The sequence below is a fragment of the Helcococcus sp. KG196 genome, from assembly GCF_046035495.1.
Taxonomy (GTDB): Bacteria; Bacillota; Clostridia; order Tissierellales; family Peptoniphilaceae; genus Helcococcus; species Helcococcus ovis.
On record NZ_JBFNFI010000001.1, the window covers coordinates 137,512 to 154,618 of the forward strand.

Annotated in this window: 22 protein-coding genes; all 22 read right to left on the bottom strand. The window is 24.8% G+C overall.

All coding sequences use genetic code 11. From position 1 onward, the window contains the following. Nucleotides 1-33: 33 nt before the first annotated feature. The 22 genes from rpsA to ABGF45_RS00710 all read right to left on the bottom strand — a co-directional run bounded on the left by rpsA (nucleotide 34) and on the right by ABGF45_RS00710 (nucleotide 17,095). Nucleotides 34-1,248 carry a 30S ribosomal protein S1 gene (gene rpsA, locus ABGF45_RS00605; RefSeq protein ID WP_134710664.1) on the bottom strand — a complete coding sequence of 405 codons (1,215 nt, stop codon included), beginning with the start codon at nucleotides 1,246-1,248 and terminating at the stop codon, nucleotides 34-36. A 153-nt stretch (nucleotides 1,249-1,401) separates the two neighbouring features. Beyond that, nucleotides 1,402-1,977: a 1-acyl-sn-glycerol-3-phosphate acyltransferase gene (locus ABGF45_RS00610; protein WP_134710663.1), complete on the bottom strand. Its 576-nt coding sequence runs from the start codon at nucleotides 1,975-1,977 to the stop codon at nucleotides 1,402-1,404. After that, nucleotides 1,967-2,623 carry a (d)CMP kinase gene (gene cmk / locus ABGF45_RS00615; protein ID WP_134710662.1) on the bottom strand — a complete coding sequence of 219 codons (657 nt, stop codon included), beginning with the start codon at nucleotides 2,621-2,623 and terminating at the stop codon, nucleotides 1,967-1,969. Before cmk ends, ABGF45_RS00610 begins: the two co-directional genes overlap by 11 nt. An 8-nt stretch (nucleotides 2,624-2,631) precedes the next feature. Further along, the gene (locus tag ABGF45_RS00620) at nucleotides 2,632-3,324 is read right to left on the bottom strand and encodes a pseudouridine synthase (protein WP_167554144.1); all 693 of its coding nucleotides are present in this window, start codon (nucleotides 3,322-3,324) and stop codon (nucleotides 2,632-2,634) included. Further along, a complete protein-coding gene (scpB, locus tag ABGF45_RS00625; protein WP_134710660.1) occupies nucleotides 3,311-3,862 on the bottom strand; it encodes an SMC-Scp complex subunit ScpB in 552 nt (183 codons plus the stop codon). The genes ABGF45_RS00620 and scpB overlap by 14 nt, the downstream gene beginning before the upstream one ends. After that, nucleotides 3,859-4,590 carry a ScpA family protein gene (locus tag ABGF45_RS00630; protein WP_134710659.1) on the bottom strand — a complete coding sequence of 244 codons (732 nt, stop codon included), beginning with the start codon at nucleotides 4,588-4,590 and terminating at the stop codon, nucleotides 3,859-3,861. The genes scpB and ABGF45_RS00630 overlap by 4 nt, the downstream gene beginning before the upstream one ends. A gap of 10 nt (nucleotides 4,591-4,600) precedes the next feature. Next, nucleotides 4,601-5,230 (bottom strand): site-2 protease family protein, encoded by a 630-nt coding sequence (locus ABGF45_RS00635; protein WP_134710658.1) that lies wholly within the window; start codon nucleotides 5,228-5,230, stop codon nucleotides 4,601-4,603. After that, nucleotides 5,230-5,775, bottom strand: coding sequence for an NUDIX hydrolase (locus ABGF45_RS00640; RefSeq protein WP_134710657.1), 546 nt, complete (start codon nucleotides 5,773-5,775; stop codon nucleotides 5,230-5,232). The genes ABGF45_RS00635 and ABGF45_RS00640 overlap by 1 nt, the downstream gene beginning before the upstream one ends. After that, a complete protein-coding gene (gene recN / locus ABGF45_RS00645) occupies nucleotides 5,772-7,433 on the bottom strand; it encodes a DNA repair protein RecN (RefSeq protein ID WP_408112787.1) in 1,662 nt (553 codons plus the stop codon). The genes ABGF45_RS00640 and recN overlap by 4 nt, the downstream gene beginning before the upstream one ends. A gap of 2 nt (nucleotides 7,434-7,435) precedes the next feature. Next, the gene (locus tag ABGF45_RS00650; protein WP_134710655.1) at nucleotides 7,436-7,888 is read right to left on the bottom strand and encodes an arginine repressor; all 453 of its coding nucleotides are present in this window, start codon (nucleotides 7,886-7,888) and stop codon (nucleotides 7,436-7,438) included. An 8-nt stretch (nucleotides 7,889-7,896) separates the two neighbouring features. Further along, nucleotides 7,897-8,733, bottom strand: a complete 837-nt coding sequence (locus ABGF45_RS00655) for a polyprenyl synthetase family protein (RefSeq protein WP_134710654.1) — start codon at nucleotides 8,731-8,733, stop codon at nucleotides 7,897-7,899. Beyond that, nucleotides 8,726-8,914, bottom strand: a complete 189-nt coding sequence (gene xseB, locus ABGF45_RS00660) for an exodeoxyribonuclease VII small subunit (RefSeq protein ID WP_134710653.1) — start codon at nucleotides 8,912-8,914, stop codon at nucleotides 8,726-8,728. The genes ABGF45_RS00655 and xseB overlap by 8 nt, the downstream gene beginning before the upstream one ends. After that, entirely contained in the window at nucleotides 8,904-10,085 is a 1,182-nt protein-coding gene (gene xseA, locus ABGF45_RS00665) for an exodeoxyribonuclease VII large subunit (protein ID WP_167554143.1), read from the bottom strand. The genes xseB and xseA overlap by 11 nt, the downstream gene beginning before the upstream one ends. Nucleotide 10,086: 1 nt before the next feature. Then, nucleotides 10,087-10,479 (bottom strand): transcription antitermination factor NusB, encoded by a 393-nt coding sequence (nusB, locus tag ABGF45_RS00670; RefSeq protein WP_134710651.1) that lies wholly within the window; start codon nucleotides 10,477-10,479, stop codon nucleotides 10,087-10,089. A 1-nt stretch (nucleotide 10,480) separates the two neighbouring features. Beyond that, complete coding sequence (gene efp / locus ABGF45_RS00675) at nucleotides 10,481-11,038, bottom strand: elongation factor P (protein ID WP_134710650.1); 558 nt, start codon at nucleotides 11,036-11,038, stop codon at nucleotides 10,481-10,483. A 265-nt stretch (nucleotides 11,039-11,303) separates the two neighbouring features. After that, a complete protein-coding gene (locus ABGF45_RS00680) occupies nucleotides 11,304-11,783 on the bottom strand; it encodes a hypothetical protein (RefSeq protein ID WP_134744339.1) in 480 nt (159 codons plus the stop codon). Between the two features lie 50 nt (nucleotides 11,784-11,833). Next, a complete protein-coding gene (locus tag ABGF45_RS00685) occupies nucleotides 11,834-12,769 on the bottom strand; it encodes an NPXTG-anchored protein (protein WP_167554142.1) in 936 nt (311 codons plus the stop codon). 273 nt (nucleotides 12,770-13,042) lie between these two features. Next, a complete protein-coding gene (locus tag ABGF45_RS00690; RefSeq protein WP_134744337.1) occupies nucleotides 13,043-14,512 on the bottom strand; it encodes an ATP-binding protein in 1,470 nt (489 codons plus the stop codon). Further along, nucleotides 14,496-15,419 (bottom strand): RluA family pseudouridine synthase, encoded by a 924-nt coding sequence (locus tag ABGF45_RS00695; protein WP_134710643.1) that lies wholly within the window; start codon nucleotides 15,417-15,419, stop codon nucleotides 14,496-14,498. Before ABGF45_RS00695 ends, ABGF45_RS00690 begins: the two co-directional genes overlap by 17 nt. Next, nucleotides 15,397-16,071 carry a uracil-DNA glycosylase gene (locus ABGF45_RS00700; protein WP_134710642.1) on the bottom strand — a complete coding sequence of 225 codons (675 nt, stop codon included), beginning with the start codon at nucleotides 16,069-16,071 and terminating at the stop codon, nucleotides 15,397-15,399. Before ABGF45_RS00700 ends, ABGF45_RS00695 begins: the two co-directional genes overlap by 23 nt. Beyond that, on the bottom strand, nucleotides 16,068-16,526 hold the full coding sequence (gene lspA, locus ABGF45_RS00705) for a signal peptidase II (RefSeq protein ID WP_134710641.1): 459 nt from the start codon (nucleotides 16,524-16,526) through the stop codon (nucleotides 16,068-16,070). The genes ABGF45_RS00700 and lspA overlap by 4 nt, the downstream gene beginning before the upstream one ends. A gap of 44 nt (nucleotides 16,527-16,570) precedes the next feature. Continuing rightward, nucleotides 16,571-17,095, bottom strand: coding sequence for a cell division protein SepF (locus ABGF45_RS00710; RefSeq protein WP_245151251.1), 525 nt, complete (start codon nucleotides 17,093-17,095; stop codon nucleotides 16,571-16,573). Nucleotides 17,096-17,107 lie beyond the last annotated feature (12 nt).

The following is a 17,107-nucleotide window of genomic DNA, read 5'->3' on the forward strand; positions in this document are numbered from 1 at the left end:
GAAAGAGGGATATTATCCCTCTTGCAAAAAAATTTAGTCTTCTAAATTCAAATTATCTAGTAAGTCACCTAGGTTTGATCCAAATGAATTATCTTCTTTTGGCTCTTCAGATTTTACTGTTTTCTTTGACTCAACTTTTGGTTTACTACTTACTTTTTCAGAAACTTCTTTGTTTTCTTTTACAGTTTGTTTTGGCTCCATTAAAGCTCTTTTACTTAAAGAAATTCTTTGATTTTCTGCATCAATTTCTAAAATTTTAACTTCTAATTTATCTCCAATATTTAGTACGTCTGATGGCTTTTCTACATGTTCATTACTTATTTGAGAAACATGTACCAAACCCTCAACACTTTCTTCTAATTTTAAGAAAGCACCAAAATCTAATAGGTTTACTACTTCACCGGTTAAAACATCTCCAGCTTTGTGATTTTTAACAAATAAATCAAAAGGCTTTTCTGTTAATTGTTTGATACCTAAAGATACTCTACTCTTTTCTCTATTAGCTTTTAAGATTTTAACTTCAACTTCTTGTCCAATTTCTAATACGTCTGATGGTTTTGAAATTCTATCCCAAGAAATATCTGATACGTGAACTAATCCGTCTACTCCACCTAAGTCAATAAATGCACCAAAGTCAACCATTCTTACAACTTTACCAGTTACAATTGCATCAGGAACTAATTTTTCCCATACAGTATCTAATTTTTCTTCTTGTAATACACGACTTGATAATACAACTCTTTTTTTCTTTTCATCGATACTTAAAATTCTTGTATCTAAGTCTTGTCCTTCATATTGTGTGAAGTTCTTTACAAAATAAGTAGTAATTTGTGATGCCGGAATAAATCCGTTTATCCCCATAACTTTAACTACTAATCCACCAGCATTTGAACCCTTTACAGAAGCTTTAACTACTTCACCTTTTTCAAAGGCTTCTTGTAATTTTTTCCAGTTTTTTAATCCTTCAACTCTACTTGTTGATAATGATACATTTCCTTCACCATCATCTAATTTGATTACATATACATCTATTTCATCACCAACTGAAAATGCTTTTAATGGATCTGCAGCTTCTTCTTCAGACATTTCATCTTTTTTTACAATCCCATCATAACGGTATTTAATGTCCACAAATACTTCATCTTCTTTAACATTAATAATTGTACCCTTAACAATATCTTTTGGGTAAATTTTTACCATGCTTTCTTCTACTTGTTCCATAAATTCTTCATTTGTTATATTATCCATTTAACTGACTTCCTCCTAAAAAATAGTATAGATATACTATACGTCTCTACTTATTTTATAATAAAAGAGATAATTTTGCAAAAAAACTTTGCAAAATTATCTCTAAAATATCAAAGAGCATTTTTATTAATTTAAATTATTAAAAAAATGTAATTAATTGTATATATTGTTATATACTTTATCAACTATTACTCTATAAATATCTTTTTTAGGTAAAGATTTATAATCATCAATATGTATTAATTCTTTAAATATAATTTTAGGTTTTGAAAAAAGTCCGATTTTTCCCTTTATTTCTATAGGTATTATATTTGAATCACTTCTTAATGCTATCATAGCTATTCCATTATTAAAATTTTCTCTTTTAACATCTTTATCTGATTTAATTCTTGTTCCTTCAGGGAAAATCCCTAATACATCATTATTTTTAAGTATTTCTATTGATTTTTTTACAGCATCTATATCATTATTTTTTCTATCAACCGGAAATGCTCCAACTTGTCTTAAAAACCAACCTAATGGTTTAAACTTAAAAAGTTCCTTTTTAGCAATAAATTTAATATTTCTATCAAATGCCAATATTAATAAAAATGGATCCAGCAAACTTTTATGATTTGAACAAATTATAATATTACCATCAGGAATAACTTTAGGTTTATTTATAATTTTGTATAACGTTAAAATTTTTAATATAGGTCTAGCAATAAATCTTAATATTTTATATAACATTATTTTTCTCCAAATGTTTAATCATTAAATCAATTACTTGATCAATACTTAAGTTTGAACTATCTATTAATATTGCATCATCAGCTTTTACTAAAGGTGTAATTTCTCTATGACTGTCAAAATAATCACGTCTTTTAATATCCTCTAATATTTCTTCAAATGTTAAATTACTTGATACCGCATCATCATTTAATCTTCTATTCGCACGTACTTCAGCATCTGCTGTTAAATAAAATTTAATTGATGCATCTTTTAATACATGACTACCAATATCTCTACCATCAAGGATAATATTATTTTGTTTAGCTATATTTCTTTGCATATCAACTAAATTTTCTCTTATTTTTTTATAACTTGAAATCAATGAAACGTTTTTTGTTACTTCATCAGATCTAATTTCTTTTGTAATATCTTTTCCATTTAGATAAAAAACGCCATTTTCAATTGTTAGATTAATTTTATCTATATTTTCATTTATTGATTTTTCATCATTTACATCAATATTATTTAAAAGATAAAAATATGTACAAGCTCTATACATTGCACCAGTATCTAAATAATGGAAATTTATTTTTTTTGCTAATAATTTTGATATGCTACTTTTACCTGCTCCAGCAGGTCCATCAATAGCTATTGATTTATACATAATTACTCCTATAAGTTTTTCAAATAATTTATTTCATTAATTGTTAAATTTCTATATTTTCCTATTTCTAAATTGGATAATTCTATTTTACCTATTGATACTCTATTAAGATCTAGTACCTTATAACCTAAAATCGCAAACATTCTTCTAATTTGTCTATTTTTTCCTTCACTTATCTCAATTTGAATAGTTTTATCTCCTAAAATCTTAATTTTTGCCGGACTGGTAATATATCCACCGATATCAATACCATTTTCTAAAATACTTTTATGAGATTTCAGAAAAAATTTATCAAGTTTCACAATATATTTCTTAAAAATTATATTTCTGGGATGTATAACTTTATTATAAATATCTCCATCATTTGTAATAATAATTAATCCCCTACTATCTTTATCCAATCGTCCAATAGAAAACAACTTTTCTTTAACATCAATTAAATCAAAGATAATTTTATCATCAAACTTTTTAGAATTAGTAGAAGCATAATTTATGGGCTTGTTTAGAGCAAAATAAAATTTATCTTCAACAGGTCTTAAAATGTGTCCTTTATATTCTACTATATCATCATCATTTATTTGAAATGATAAATCCGTAATGATTTTCCCGTTTACTTTAATTAATCCTTGAAGTATTAATTTTTCAGCATTTCGTCTGGAGGCTACTCCACAACGGGATAGATACTTATTAATTCTCATCATTTTCATTTTCCAAAATAGTATTTAATTCTTCAAGATTTTCAATTTTTGGCAACTCATCTAATGAAGAAAGATTAAACATCTTCAAAAATTGAATAGTAGTACCATATAAAACAGGTTTACCTACTGCATCAAGCCTTCCAACTTCCTCAATTAATCCTTTAGCTTTTAATGTATCTATGGAGCTATAACTTTTCACACCACGAATATTATCAATTTCTATTCTTGTCACAGGCTGATTATAAGCAATAATTGCTAAAACTTCCATTGTAGAACTTGTTATTTTTCTAGGTGAAGACTTGGTTAACTTCTTTAAATATTCATCATGTTCAGATCTTGTACTGTATTGATAATAATCATCATAATTATTTAAGACAATCCCTCTTCTATAATGTTCACATTCATCCTGTAACTCTCTAATTAATTCTCTTGTCGTTTTTTTATCTTGTTCAATAACTTTCATTATTTCATCTATATGTATAGGTTCAGCCCAAGCAAATAAAATAGCATCAATTATTGATTTTAATTCTCTTTTACTCATTCTTCCTCTTTTATTTGATTTTTAATCTCAACAGTAATTTCCATTGAAACATTATCCTGAATAATAATTAAATCATTTGTCTTAGATAGTTCTAAAATGGATAAAAATATAATAATTGCTTCTGATTTTGATTCAACTTTTTTAAGCATTTTAGAAATACTAATAATTTTATCTTTAATCAATTGTAGTTTAATATCTTGATTGTATTTTTCTAAAGAATATTCTTCTATATTCAATATACTATCAACCTTAAATTCATCAACACTTAAAAATAATTCTATTAATTTTTCTAAAGTATTTTTTAATTTATCAATATCATAAACAATATTTTCACTATCATCATTAAATCTTGAAAAGTCATCTTGTAACTTACAATGTTTTCTAATTCCTTGCTCTTCCAATTTTTCTAATAATGGAATTACTTTTTTTATTTTTTTATATTGCACTAATCGTCTTACAAGCTCATCTTGAGAAATAAGATCTTCATCTTCTTGCTCCTGAGAAGTATCCTTTATTAATGAACGAGTTTTTATATATAATAATTGTGTAGCAATCAAAATAAAATCAGCTGTTTCATCAGCTGGTATATTTAGAACCTTTAATGATTCAATATATTTATTTGTTATATCTGAAATTTGGATTTCATATATGTCATACTTTGATTTCTTTATTAAATCTAATAATAAATCAAAAGGACCATAAAATTCTCCAGTTGAAACATTTATCATAAAAACTCCACTAGAATATTTTTAAAATATATATACTAATCATATTAAAAAAGCTTAAAATTGGCTTTATCGCAGGAACTATAATCCTGTTTATAACGCCAAAATATAATAAAACTAACAAAATAATATAAGAATATTTTTCATTTTTGTATATGAAATATTCAAATGATTTAGGTAATATACTTGCTAAAATTTTTGAACCATCTAATGGTGGTATCGGTAGTAAATTAAAAACTGCAAAAACTACTGAATATAAAGCGATGTTATCTAGCAAACTATAAACAAAATAGTTATATATATTAAAATAAAATAAAGTATTAAATATTAATATTGCAAAAAAACATGTAATTAAATTAACTGTTATACCTGCAATAGATACTGTAAATAAGCCAAATCTTTCATTTTTAAATTTTCTCGAATCTATAGGTACCGGTTTTGCCCATCCAAATTTCATCACAATTAAAAATAATGTACCAATCAAATCTAAATGTTTTAGTGGATTAAAAGTAATTCTTCCCGCTTTTTTTGCTGTATCATCTCCATTCCACAAAGCAACAACCGCATGCCCCAATTCGTGAGTTATAATCACAAATAACAGACTTATAACTAATATAATTAAATCAAAAAACTTATTATTCATTATATTCCAAACTCTCTTGCTGCATATAAAATTCCGATAATTGATTTTGCATCTACTATTTCAAAATTTTCAACCATTTCAACAGCTTTTTTCAATGGAACCTTAAATGGTTCTAAAAACTCCGTTTCATCTAAATCAAGCTTATCATACACTAAATCAGTACCCAAAAATATTGATATTATTTCATCTGTAAATCCCGGAGAAGCATATGCTTCTGCAATAAGTTTCATGTTATTTGGCTTATATCCAATTTCTTCCTGAGCTTCCCTAACGGCAGCATCTACAAGATTTTCATTAGCTTCAACAAGCCCAGCAGGTATTTCATATATAACTTTTTCAACAGGTTTTCTAAATTGTTTAATCAAGTATATTTCTTTATTTTCATTAATAGCAACTATACCAACACCTCGATCATGTTCAACAATTTCCCTTTTAGCATAACTTCTGTTTTCAAGTTCCACAGTATCCACTCTAACCTTTATAATTCTTCCTTCATAAATTTTTTCAGATTTTATAGTTTCTTCTATATGTAAATTGTCACTCATAAACTCTCCTTTAATAATTCATTTGCTGCATCCATGCTATTTTTCGTTATATCTATTCCGGAAATTAAACGTGCAATTTCTTTGACTTTTCCATCATAATCTAATTTTTGAATATTAGTTATAGTAAAATCATTCTCAACATCTTTATATATTAAATAATGAGTATCTGATTTACTTGCAATTTGAGCTAAATGTGATATAACAATTAATTGACATACTTTTGAAATTTTCTTTAGTTTATTTCCCACTATATCAGCTGTTTTACCACTTATTCCTGTATCAATTTCATCAAATATTATAGTTTCCAAATCTTCTTTATCAATCAATGCAGCTTTTAACGCTAACATAAACCTAGAAATTTCACCACCTGATGAAACATTACTCAAACTCTTAAGCTCTTGCCCTTTATTTGTAGATATCATAAAATCAATATCATCATGACCATTTTTACTAATTTTTTCTAATTTATTTAATTGTATTTTAAAATCAATATTAAGCATGTTCATTTCACTTAATTCTTTTATAATTTTATCTTCTAGCTCTTTGATTATTTTAATTCTTTTATTAGTTAAATCATCTGCAATTTTTTTATTTTCATTATTAATCTTAGAAATTTCAAGAGCAAGTTCATTTCTTCTTTTTTCAATATTACTTAGTATCTTAAATCTTGACTTTATATTTTCTAAAAATTCTAAAATCTCATCAGGAGTCTTTCCATATTTTAATCTTAAAACTTGAAATGCAGAAAATATATCTTCTATAACTTGTATTCTTTCTTCATCTATATCGAGAGTATAAGAGTAATTTTCAATATTTCTTGAAAAATCATATATCAACTCTTTAATATTAAGAATATCACTCGTTAAGTCTTTAAGATCACTATCTAATCTTTCCAAATCTAATAATTTATCATACAACATATTTATAATTTCTTTAACTGATAACGACTTATTACTTTGAGAAACAGCATCAATTATTGCATTCGTTCCATTTATAAGCTCTGTTTGATTTGTCAATTTTTTGTATTCTTTATTTAATTTTTCTTCATCATATTCATTAAAATTAAAAGATTCTATCTCATTTATCTGATATTTTAATAAATCCTTTTCTCTTTCTAACTCATCTTCAGGAATTTCTAAATTAGAAATTTCACTTTTTAATTTATTAAGTGTTTTTAGATTTTCTGACAAACTAATTTTTAAAATATCTGTAGTCTTATCAAATTTATCAATTAAAGAAATATAATTAGATTTATCTAAAACAACTAATTGTGAGTGTTGTCCATGAATGTCAAATAGCACATTTGCTATTTGACTCATGAACTTTACACTACATGCTCTATTATTTATTTTTGTAACGGAAGCATTTCGATCAAATATTCTTGTAAGAATAATATTATCATCAATATCAATATTATTTTCCAATAAAAGATTATTTATATTATCATTGCTTGTAAATACAACCTCTACAATTGTTTTTTGATCAAATTTACCTATATAATTTTTGCTAAATCTTTCCCCTTTAATTAAAGATAAAGCTTTTAATAGCAAACTTTTACCTGATCCGGTTTCTCCTGATAAAATATTTAATCCATTATCAAAACTAATATTAATTTGTTTTATAATCGCAAAATTTTTCACGTACAAATTTAATAACATAATTAATTAATCATTTCCTTTATCTTTTCAACTATTTCTTTTGGATCGTAGTCTTCACCAACTTCAACAATAATATTGTCATAGCCAGCTAAAATCCCTGTGATTCCTTCAATCTTTCTGTTAGTTAATGCTTGTCCTGCCACTGATGCAGCGTAAGAAATTGTAGAAATTATAATTCTACCTCTATTTTCTCTTATACTTAAAATTGCTGATCTAAATATTTTATTATATCTTTCATTTAAAGTATCATGCATTGTATCTAAAACTGTATATTTATATACTCCTGTTTCTGTTTGAACTTTAGTAATTCTAAGTTCTTTAATATCCCTTGAAATGGTTGCTTGTGTAGCAACAATCCCATTATCCTTTAATAACTTTGTTAATTCATCTTGTGTTTCCACAACATTATCTTCAATCAAAGTCAAGATTATTCTTTGTCTATCATATTTACGCATTTTACCCCCTAATGCTTTCTTTTAATTAAATTTTCAATTAATTTTACTAAAAAATCATTGTATTTATACTTTAATAATATTTTTAATGCTTTTTTAGAATAATTTATCATATCACAATATGCCTTATCTTTTCCAGTAAAACTTATATATGTCAGTTTATTTATTTTTTCATCCTGTTTAACATCCAATAAATCGTCCTGTATTTGAAAAGCCATACCAATATAAAAACCTAATAACTCTAACTCTTCAAGAATATCATTACTTTTGCTTGATATATATCCCGGAATCTTTGTAGCTGCCATAATCAATTTACACGTCTTATTTTTATACATTTTTATTAAATCATCAATATTATTTATGTTATCATTTATATCTAATACTTGTCCCTCTATCATTCCTTGATAACCAGCACATTCAGCCAAATATTTAGCAGCATTTATATAATTAATTGAGTTATTATTAGATAAAATCTTAAAAATATTCTCATATGAATAGTTTAACAATGAATCTCCTGCTAATATTCCCATATCTTCACCAAATTTATAGTGAGTAGTCTCTCTACCTCTCCTAAAATTATCATTATCCATAGATGGTAAATCATCATGAATTAATGAATAATTGTGAATCATCTCAAGAGAAATAGCATATCCGAGTACATTTTCAAATTCTTCATTTGAATAGTTGTTATCCTTTAACATTTTATATGTTTCTATCAAAATAAGTGGTCTTATTCTTTTTCCAAATTCAATTGAATAATTTAAAACAGCTCCTAATTTATCATTATCAAAATAATTAATTATTATTTTTTCAAATTCTTTTTTTCTAATATCATATAATTCAAACATTTTTTTCTCTTATATTTATTATTTTTTGTTTTGATTCACTTAACATTTTTTCTAATTTTGTGAAAATTTCAGTACTTTCCTCATAAAGCTTTATAGATTCTTCCAGACTTATTTCCTTATTATCTAAAAGTAAAGAAATTTCATCATATCTCTTAAATAAATCTTCATAATTACCATTCATCAATTTTCTCCTCAACTGTAATCTTAAATGATATATCTTTATTGAAAATAATATATTTTTCGCCAACTTTTATATCTTTAATATCTATATATTTACGTGAATCATTCTTAATATAAATACTTTTATTATTAAGAATATTATTAAATAGATTCTCTATTTTATTTCTTGTATAATACAATCTTTTCTCATAATCAGTAATCAAATAATTAATTAAATAATTGATTTTATTTTTTCTGTTATTAAAATAATATTCCCTTTCAAGAATAATATTTTTTGGATTATTTAATTCAATTTTCGAATTTATCAGTTTTAATGATTTTTCAAAATTTGCAATTATATTTTGAATATTTTGATTTATAAATCTATTAATGTTGTATAAATTTTCTTTATATTTTACATTTTGTCTTACAATGTATTCAGCAGCTTTAGTTGGAGTAGACAAAAATTTATCGCTTACTAAATCTGAAATACTTAAATCAATATCATGACCAATAGCAGTAATTATAGGAGTATTTAACTCAAAAATCTTATCAGCAATTAATTCACTGTTAAATATTGATAAATCTTCTTTTGATCCTCCACCTCTCGTAAGTACAATAAGATCAAGCTTATATTTATCTAATATATCAAGTCCATTAACTATATCAATTTCTGCACTTTTTCCTTGTACAAGCGAATTATAATAATAAACTTGACAATTATAATTATTATCACTTAGAACCTTAAAAAAATCATAATATGCTGCCGAATTTAATCCGGTAATAAGACCTATTTTATATGGAATATTGGGAATATTTTTTTTATTATCATTATCAAAATATCCTTTTTTTAGTAATTTTTCTTTAAGTTTTTTTAAAATTATGCTACTTTCACCAACTCCATATTCTTGTACATCTTTTACAATAATTTGATATCTACTATCTTTTGTGTATAAATTTAAATACCCTTTAATTAAAACCTTATCCCCATCACTGAAATCAAAATCATTATCAAACTTTACACAAGAAATTGTCTCATCATCCTCTTTTAATGAAAAATAAGAAAACATAGTAACTCTTAAATTAACAATTTCTCCAACAATAAAAATATTGTTTAATATAAAATCTTCTTTGATAACTGATTTTAAGTATTTACTTAGTTGTTTGACAGTTATAGCATTTAGTTTTTTCAAATTAAATATCCTTTGCTATAGATGAAAGTATACCATTTATAAATTTATAAGAATCCGGATTAGAAAATTCTTTAGCACATTCAACAGCTTCATTAATTGAAACACTTGTAGGAACATGCTTTTGAATTACAAATTCATTAATAGAAACTCTCAATATCGCTTTTTCAATAGGAAGCATATTTTCAAAACTTCTATTTGTTTGCAATTTAGATTTTATAATTTCATCTATTTTTTCAATATTTTTTAATATTGACGTTAGAGATGAAACAATAAATTTTGAAGGCTCTAATCCATTTTCAGTTATATAAAAATCTAATTTTTTCAAATCTATTTCGTTAAATTCATTTTGAAAAATAATCTTAATAACCCATTTTCGTTCGTCAACTCTATTCATCTTAAACCCTTGATAAATATTCACCCGTTCTTGTATCAATTTTTAATACAGTACCAATTTCGATAAATAGCGGAACGTTTAATGTATAACCTGTTTCAACTGTTGCAGGTTTTGTTGCTCCTTGAGCTGTATCCCCTTTAAAACCGGGTTCTGTGTCTGTAACTTCTAATTCAACAAAGTTAGGTGCTTCAATTGAGAAAGCCTTTCCGTTATAAAACTTAATTATTGCATTTGTATTTTCTTTTACAAATTGAGATGCTTCTTCAAAAATATCATAATCCATTGGTATTTGTTCATATGTTTCCGGATCCATAAAATAATATAAAGTACCATCATTGTATAAATACTGCATTTCTTTTGTTTCAATAATTACTTGATTAAACTTATCATTTGGATTTAATGTTACATCTTTTGATGAACCATTCATAACATTTCTTATTTTTGTTCTAATAAATGCTGGTCCTTTTCCCGGTTTAACATGTTGAAAATCTAAAACTTCATAAATTCCATTATCATATTCTAATGTCATACCTTTTTTAATTTCATTTGCTCCTATCATATATACCTCCATAAATTAATTACACTGTATTATATCATAAAAATACCGAAAAATAAACAAAAGCTAAAAAAATCAAGCATGTTTTTACATCTATAGACTTATTAATTAAAAAAAAGCAAAAATATTACTATATAACTAAATTTTTAAGATTTTTACACTTCTAATTTATTAAATAAAAAACCACTAAATAAACTTTTAACAACTCAAAATAGACTTGTAAAGTAATTTAGTGGTTTTTTATCATATTTTATTTATATGATATATATTACATTTCACAAAACTTGAAATAATTTAGGGTATGTTGTTCTTCTCCTTTATATCTCATTTTTTGATTTCCTCTTGGAGTATTTTTTTCTATAATCAATTTTCCTTCAAATTTATCAAATCCTTTCAATTTTTTTAATTTATGATGAATTAATACTTTTCCATTTTCATTTTCAAGTTCTATTTCACCTATTTTTTCAAAAGCTCCGACAAAGATATATTTATTTGTACCTTTTTTTAAATTAATAAAATGTAATATATATCTATTTTTTCCAACTTTATTATCAAACATTTGATAATTAAAATTTAATCTTTTATTTGAATCTTTTTCTCTGGAAAATGCTAAATTTATTACCATTTTATAATAATCATTATAAAAATCATTTATTGCATCATAATTAAATTCACTTTGTTTTGTTACTTTTATATAGTATTTATTAAAATCTTTTTCCTCGATACCCAAATATTTTAATATATTCATTTTTCCACCCCTTGAACTAATTGCCAACAAAACTTAATCAAATACGTTAACTATTTTCTTTTTCTAGAAACAAACAATGCTACTGCTGACAATACGGCTGACATTACTGCTGTTAATGAACCAGCATCTCCTGTATTAGGATTTTCTTTCTTACTTTCTTTTTTAATTTCTTCTTTAGAAGTTTCTTTATTACTTTCTTTCTTACTTTCTTCTTTAGAAGTTTCTTTATTACTTTCTTTTTTATCTATTGTTTTTATTTCTTTTTCTGAATGTGTATTCTTTTCTTCTATCTTCTTTTCCTCTGTTTTTCTTTCTTCTTCTGAAAGAATCTTTTCTGTTTCTTTTAATGAAACATAAATTTCTCCCACTTCTTCTTTTGAATATGCTTTCGCTTCTTCATTAAATGGTCTTAAATTTAACTTTTCTCCATCTATTTTTGTCATGCTCTCTTCTACTTTTTCTCTTATCTTTCTTCCTTCTTTAGTTTCTTCTAATGCTTCTGACAATGGAATAAGAGTTCCCTCTAATAAATGTGCTGTAAAAGGTTTTTTATGATTTCCCCATGGATGAGGAATTGTTGTAAAATTCTTGGTTATTTTGTCTACTTTTAATACATATTGTATTTTATGGATTTCTGTTACTCCGTTCCATCCATTGTTTCTATCATTAAAGTCGATTTCTTTTAGGTAAGCCGCTATAATTATATCATTTTCAGCATAATGATAAAGTTTATCTACATTTTCAGTAAATAAAAACTTGATTTTATTACCTTCTAATGAATAAGGTTTGCTAGGATTATGTATCCAGTCAGGTCTATATAATTTAACATTTGGTTTAAAGTCAGTTTTATAATACAATTCTTTTGTATTTTTATCGACAGACATTGACGGACTATTTACAGCTTTAGCTGTGTTGCCTAATGTTCCGAATGTTAGCATTAAAGCCATCATCCCAATAACTATTTTTTTTGTATTTGTGTTTTTCATAAATTTTCTCCTAAAATATAAATTTAATATACATAATATTATGCATATCATTCATATAACATTATATATATATATATATTGTCAATAATTTAATTATTTTTTAATTAAATTTTCTTATAACATAAAAACATTGTCAAAAACTAAAAAAGTTTCAAATATAACTCAGAAATTTAAATATTTTAACTATTTAAATGTTTAAAATAAAATTCCCATGTAGCCACCTCCGAAACTCCTTTAGGAGTGAGGACTAGTGGCGTCAATGGGAATTTTATTTTATTTTATATAATTCAATGCTTCAAATATATATTCTTCTTCTATTTCTTGATTTCCTTCATAATCAGCAATTGTACGTGCAACTTTTAATATGTTATCAACAGATCTTTGTGATAAATTATATTTTTGTTTAAGCATTTCTAATAAATTATTTATATTTTCTGAAACAATAATATATTTTTTTATTTGAAAATTGTTAAGACTTCCATTCGTAGTTATGTCTGAATTGTATCTATGATATTGTCTAATTTTTGCCTTTTCAATACTATTTTTAATATCTTCAATATTATATTTTTCTGAATTACTATTAGATATTTTTTTAGCTGAAGTTACCGTTATCTTTATATTAAATCTATCTAATAAAGCCTTATCAATTTTTTTATTAAAGTTTTGTATTTCTTTTTGAGTACATATACATTTTTCCTCAGTTCCATAATTACCACATGGACATGTGTTCATTGTGGTAATTACTGTACTTTTAACTGGATATTCATAATACATCTTTTTATTAAATTTTATTACTTCATCAAAATCTAATAAACTTTTTAGTTTATCAATTATATTTTTATTAAATGTATTTAGTTCATCAAAAACTAAAAATCCAAAATTTGACATTGTGCATGTTCCAATTTTTCTTTCATTGCCAAATAGCTCATTTACACTTACATTATTTTTAGGATAGATGATTTGCGGATAGCTTGTAAATGTATTACTTTTATAAAATCTAGTTAAAATATCCGATAAAATTAGAGATTCTTTTGAATTTAATTTTAAGAACAAAGATTTAATTGACTTTATAGAAAAAGTTTTTCCTGTGCCGACGGGGCCTTTTATTAAAATACTATGATTACCTGAAATTGAGATTATTAAAGCTCTTATCAATGCTTTTTGAGATAAAATATCATTTATTGATGTTTCTATAATATTTTCATTAATTACAAAATTTTTATTAAATAGCAAATTATTTTTACCATTGAAGTGATTTATTACCTCTGAAATATTCCTTGCCATATAAATATTTATATCTTTATATAGCGATAGATATGGATAATCGCCATAAGGCATGATCACATTTTTTATATTATTTTTAAGACAAAAATTAATTATTCGTATTGGATTATCAATTTCAACTAAATCTCCGTTTAATGATAACTCTCCACACACAAGATAATCACCAGGGTACTTAAGATATCCTTGATTTACCAAAATAGATAGTGCTATTGGTAAATCATAGTGTGTACCCTGTTTTTTTATATCTGCAGGAAATAAATTTGTAATTACTCTTCCATAAGGAAATTTTAATCCATTCATTTTAAAAGTGGAATATATCCTGTCTTTTCCTTCACTAATTGATTTTGAAATTAACCCTGAAATTGTAAACTTAATCATTCCCTTATTTTTTATTGTTTCTATATAAACTAAATTTTCTTCAGTTTTATTAAAATTATATGTTTTAATTAAATTTTTCATTTATTCCTTCCTCTCCGAAAATTATATTATAGTATTTACTAAATTCGGGATACATTGGAATTTCAATCTTAATTAATTTATTTGTTATTGGATGTTTAAATTCTAAATAATATGCTTGAAGTAATTGTCCATCAATATTAAAATTACTCTTATTATTGTTATAATCCTTATCTCCCAAAATTGGATGATTAATACTTGATAAATGAACTCTAATTTGATGAGTTCTGCCCGTAAATAATTCAATATCTAAATAAGCGTATTGACTATTTTGCATTACAACTTTATATCCGGTTTTAGCATATTTACCATTTTCATCAACAGTCATTAATTTACGATTTTTCATGCTTCTAGAGATATTTTTTTCAATAATGCCACTTAAATTTTCAAATCTATTATTTACGATAGCCCTATATTTTTTTATAATGCTTCTATTTTCAAACATTGATTTTAAGTTAATCATAGATTCGTCATTTAATGCCACAATCATAAGTCCGGATGTATCTTTGTCAAGTCTATGGACAATTCCCTCTCTATCCTCTCCATTTAAATTTGGTAAATTTTCATACATTGACATCAAAAAATTTACAACCGTATTTGTTCTAATGCTATTTGTCGGATGGGATATTATCCCCTTAGGTTTATTAATAATGGCAATATCCTCATCTTCATATAAAATTTCAATAGATAAATTTTGTGGCTCCAATTTTTTTATTTTAAGACAATCAAGCTCTACATCTATAACATCATTTAATTTTACAATATATTTAGATTTTTGTTTAACTCCATTTACAAATACACAATCATTTTTTATTAAATTTGAAAACTTTGACCTGGAAATGTCCTCAAAATAATCTGATAAAAATTGATCTAATCTTTGATTTTCGTTATCTAAAACCTTTATTTTCATCTGTACTCCAATTAATTTTTGGTTTATTTAACTGTTCTAATATTTCATTTGCTTTTGAAAAATGTTTACATCCTAAAAATCCTCTATATGCAGATAATGGAGAAGGGTGTGTTGATGTCAATATAAAATTATCCTCATCTATATATTTTGATAAAGAAATCGCATCATTTCCCCATAACATAAAGATTATATTTTTTCTTTCTGAAATTTTTTTTATTACTTCAACAGAAAAAACACCCCAATATGAATTCGCATATGATCTGGGACTACTATCTTTTACAGTAAGAATAGTATTCAAAAGTAAAACACCTTGCTTAGCCCAAGCTGTCAAATCCGGATTTTTATTTTCAATGCCTAGATCCGAACTAATTTCCTTAAAAATATTTTTAAGGGAAGGAGGTGTTTTAATATTAGAATTAACTGAAAAAGCCAATCCATTAGCTTGTCCTTTTTGATGATATGGATCCTGTCCAATAATCACTATTTTTATATCTTCATATTTAGTTAATTTAAATGCATTGAATATATTCTCATAATTTGGGTAAACATCATAAATATCATATTCCCTACTAAGATTAATATAAAAATTTTGAAATTCATCAGATTTTAATATTTTTTCAAGAATATTATCCCATCCGTTTCCTATAATCATTTTTTAGCCTCAAAAAAATAAACATAAATTATTAAAAAAATAGCAGATAAGGATACAAACATATCAGCAAAGTTAAATACAGGGAAGTCATATAGTCCTCCAAGAGGAGTGTATATAAAATCTACAACATATTGTAATCTTAATCTATCAATTAAATTTCCAATAGCCCCTGCCAATATTATAACCAATGGAATTTTAATGTAAATGTCAATATTGTTACTATTTTTTAATAAATACCAACAAATTCCAAAACAAATTAAAATTGTCATTAGTGCAAAAATTAAGGTTGCATTTTGAAATATTCCCCACGCTGCACCGGAATTTTCTAAATAAGTTAAATGTAACCAATTATCTACCAGTTTAATTTGAGCCTGTCCCTTTAAATTAGAAATAGCCCACAACTTTGTAAGCTGATCTATTAATACAGCTACTATAAAAACTAAAATATACATCATAATATTACCTCTTAATAAAAAAAGGGCTTACGCCCTTGTATCAATTAAATTTGATATAATGATTTTTCAGCAATAGTTTCTTTTAATTTTGAATCTACGCTTACTCCTTCAGGAACTAAAACATAAATATCTTTTGTTACATTATGTAATGAACCTCTTAGTGAATACAAACCGCCACTTACAAAATAAAAAATTTGAGTTTTTATATCAATTTCTAACATCTCCAAGTTTAAAACTACTGTCTTTCCTGATATAACATCATCTAATACATTTTTAACATCATCAAATGTTAAAGGTTCTTTTATTGACACTAACATACTTTTATTAACTCCTAAATTTTTATTATTTGTTTGTCTTGTTTCAGTTCTATAACTTCTATTTAAGTCGAATTTTTTTTCATAAGTATTATTATTTTCTTCTTTTTTGTCTGAAGCATATAATGTGGACTCTGATTTCTTTTCAACTTTTTCTCCATAATCAGAATCATTTACATCATTTTGAAATTCATCTTCTTCATAATAATCTTCTTCAATTCCAATAAAATCTTTTACCTTATCCCAAAAAGCCATTATTCCTCCTTA

Bases quoted from the DNA above. Each gene is read 5' to 3' on its own strand.
- rpsA (WP_134710664.1), bottom strand. From the start codon at position 1,248: ATGGATAATATAACAAATGAAGAATTTATGGAACAAGTAGAAGAAAGC.
- ABGF45_RS00610 (WP_134710663.1), bottom strand. From the start codon at position 1,977: ATGTTATATAAAATATTAAGATTTATTGCTAGACCTATATTAAAAATT.
- cmk (WP_134710662.1), bottom strand. From the start codon at position 2,623: ATGTATAAATCAATAGCTATTGATGGACCTGCTGGAGCAGGTAAAAGT.
- ABGF45_RS00620 (WP_167554144.1), bottom strand. From the start codon at position 3,324: ATGATGAGAATTAATAAGTATCTATCCCGTTGTGGAGTAGCCTCCAGA.
- scpB (WP_134710660.1), bottom strand. From the start codon at position 3,862: ATGAGTAAAAGAGAATTAAAATCAATAATTGATGCTATTTTATTTGCT.
- ABGF45_RS00630 (WP_134710659.1), bottom strand. From the start codon at position 4,590: ATGATAAATGTTTCAACTGGAGAATTTTATGGTCCTTTTGATTTATTA.
- ABGF45_RS00635 (WP_134710658.1), bottom strand. From the start codon at position 5,230: ATGAATAATAAGTTTTTTGATTTAATTATATTAGTTATAAGTCTGTTA.
- ABGF45_RS00640 (WP_134710657.1), bottom strand. From the start codon at position 5,775: ATGAGTGACAATTTACATATAGAAGAAACTATAAAATCTGAAAAAATT.
- recN (WP_408112787.1), bottom strand. From the start codon at position 7,433: ATGTTATTAAATTTGTACGTGAAAAATTTTGCGATTATAAAACAAATT.
- ABGF45_RS00650 (WP_134710655.1), bottom strand. From the start codon at position 7,888: ATGCGTAAATATGATAGACAAAGAATAATCTTGACTTTGATTGAAGAT.
- ABGF45_RS00655 (WP_134710654.1), bottom strand. From the start codon at position 8,733: ATGTTTGAATTATATGATATTAGAAAAAAAGAATTTGAAAAAATAATA.
- xseB (WP_134710653.1), bottom strand. From the start codon at position 8,914: ATGAATGGTAATTATGAAGATTTATTTAAGAGATATGATGAAATTTCT.
- nusB (WP_134710651.1), bottom strand. From the start codon at position 10,479: ATGAATAGAGTTGACGAACGAAAATGGGTTATTAAGATTATTTTTCAA.
- efp (WP_134710650.1), bottom strand. From the start codon at position 11,038: ATGATAGGAGCAAATGAAATTAAAAAAGGTATGACATTAGAATATGAT.
- ABGF45_RS00680 (WP_134744339.1), bottom strand. From the start codon at position 11,783: ATGAATATATTAAAATATTTGGGTATCGAGGAAAAAGATTTTAATAAA.
- ABGF45_RS00685 (WP_167554142.1), bottom strand. From the start codon at position 12,769: ATGAAAAACACAAATACAAAAAAAATAGTTATTGGGATGATGGCTTTA.
- ABGF45_RS00690 (WP_134744337.1), bottom strand. From the start codon at position 14,512: ATGAAAAATTTAATTAAAACATATAATTTTAATAAAACTGAAGAAAAT.
- ABGF45_RS00695 (WP_134710643.1), bottom strand. From the start codon at position 15,419: ATGAAAATAAAGGTTTTAGATAACGAAAATCAAAGATTAGATCAATTT.
- ABGF45_RS00700 (WP_134710642.1), bottom strand. From the start codon at position 16,071: ATGATTATAGGAAACGGATGGGATAATATTCTTGAAAAAATATTAAAA.
- lspA (WP_134710641.1), bottom strand. From the start codon at position 16,526: ATGATGTATATTTTAGTTTTTATAGTAGCTGTATTAATAGATCAGCTT.
- ABGF45_RS00710 (WP_245151251.1), bottom strand. From the start codon at position 17,095: ATGGCTTTTTGGGATAAGGTAAAAGATTTTATTGGAATTGAAGAAGAT.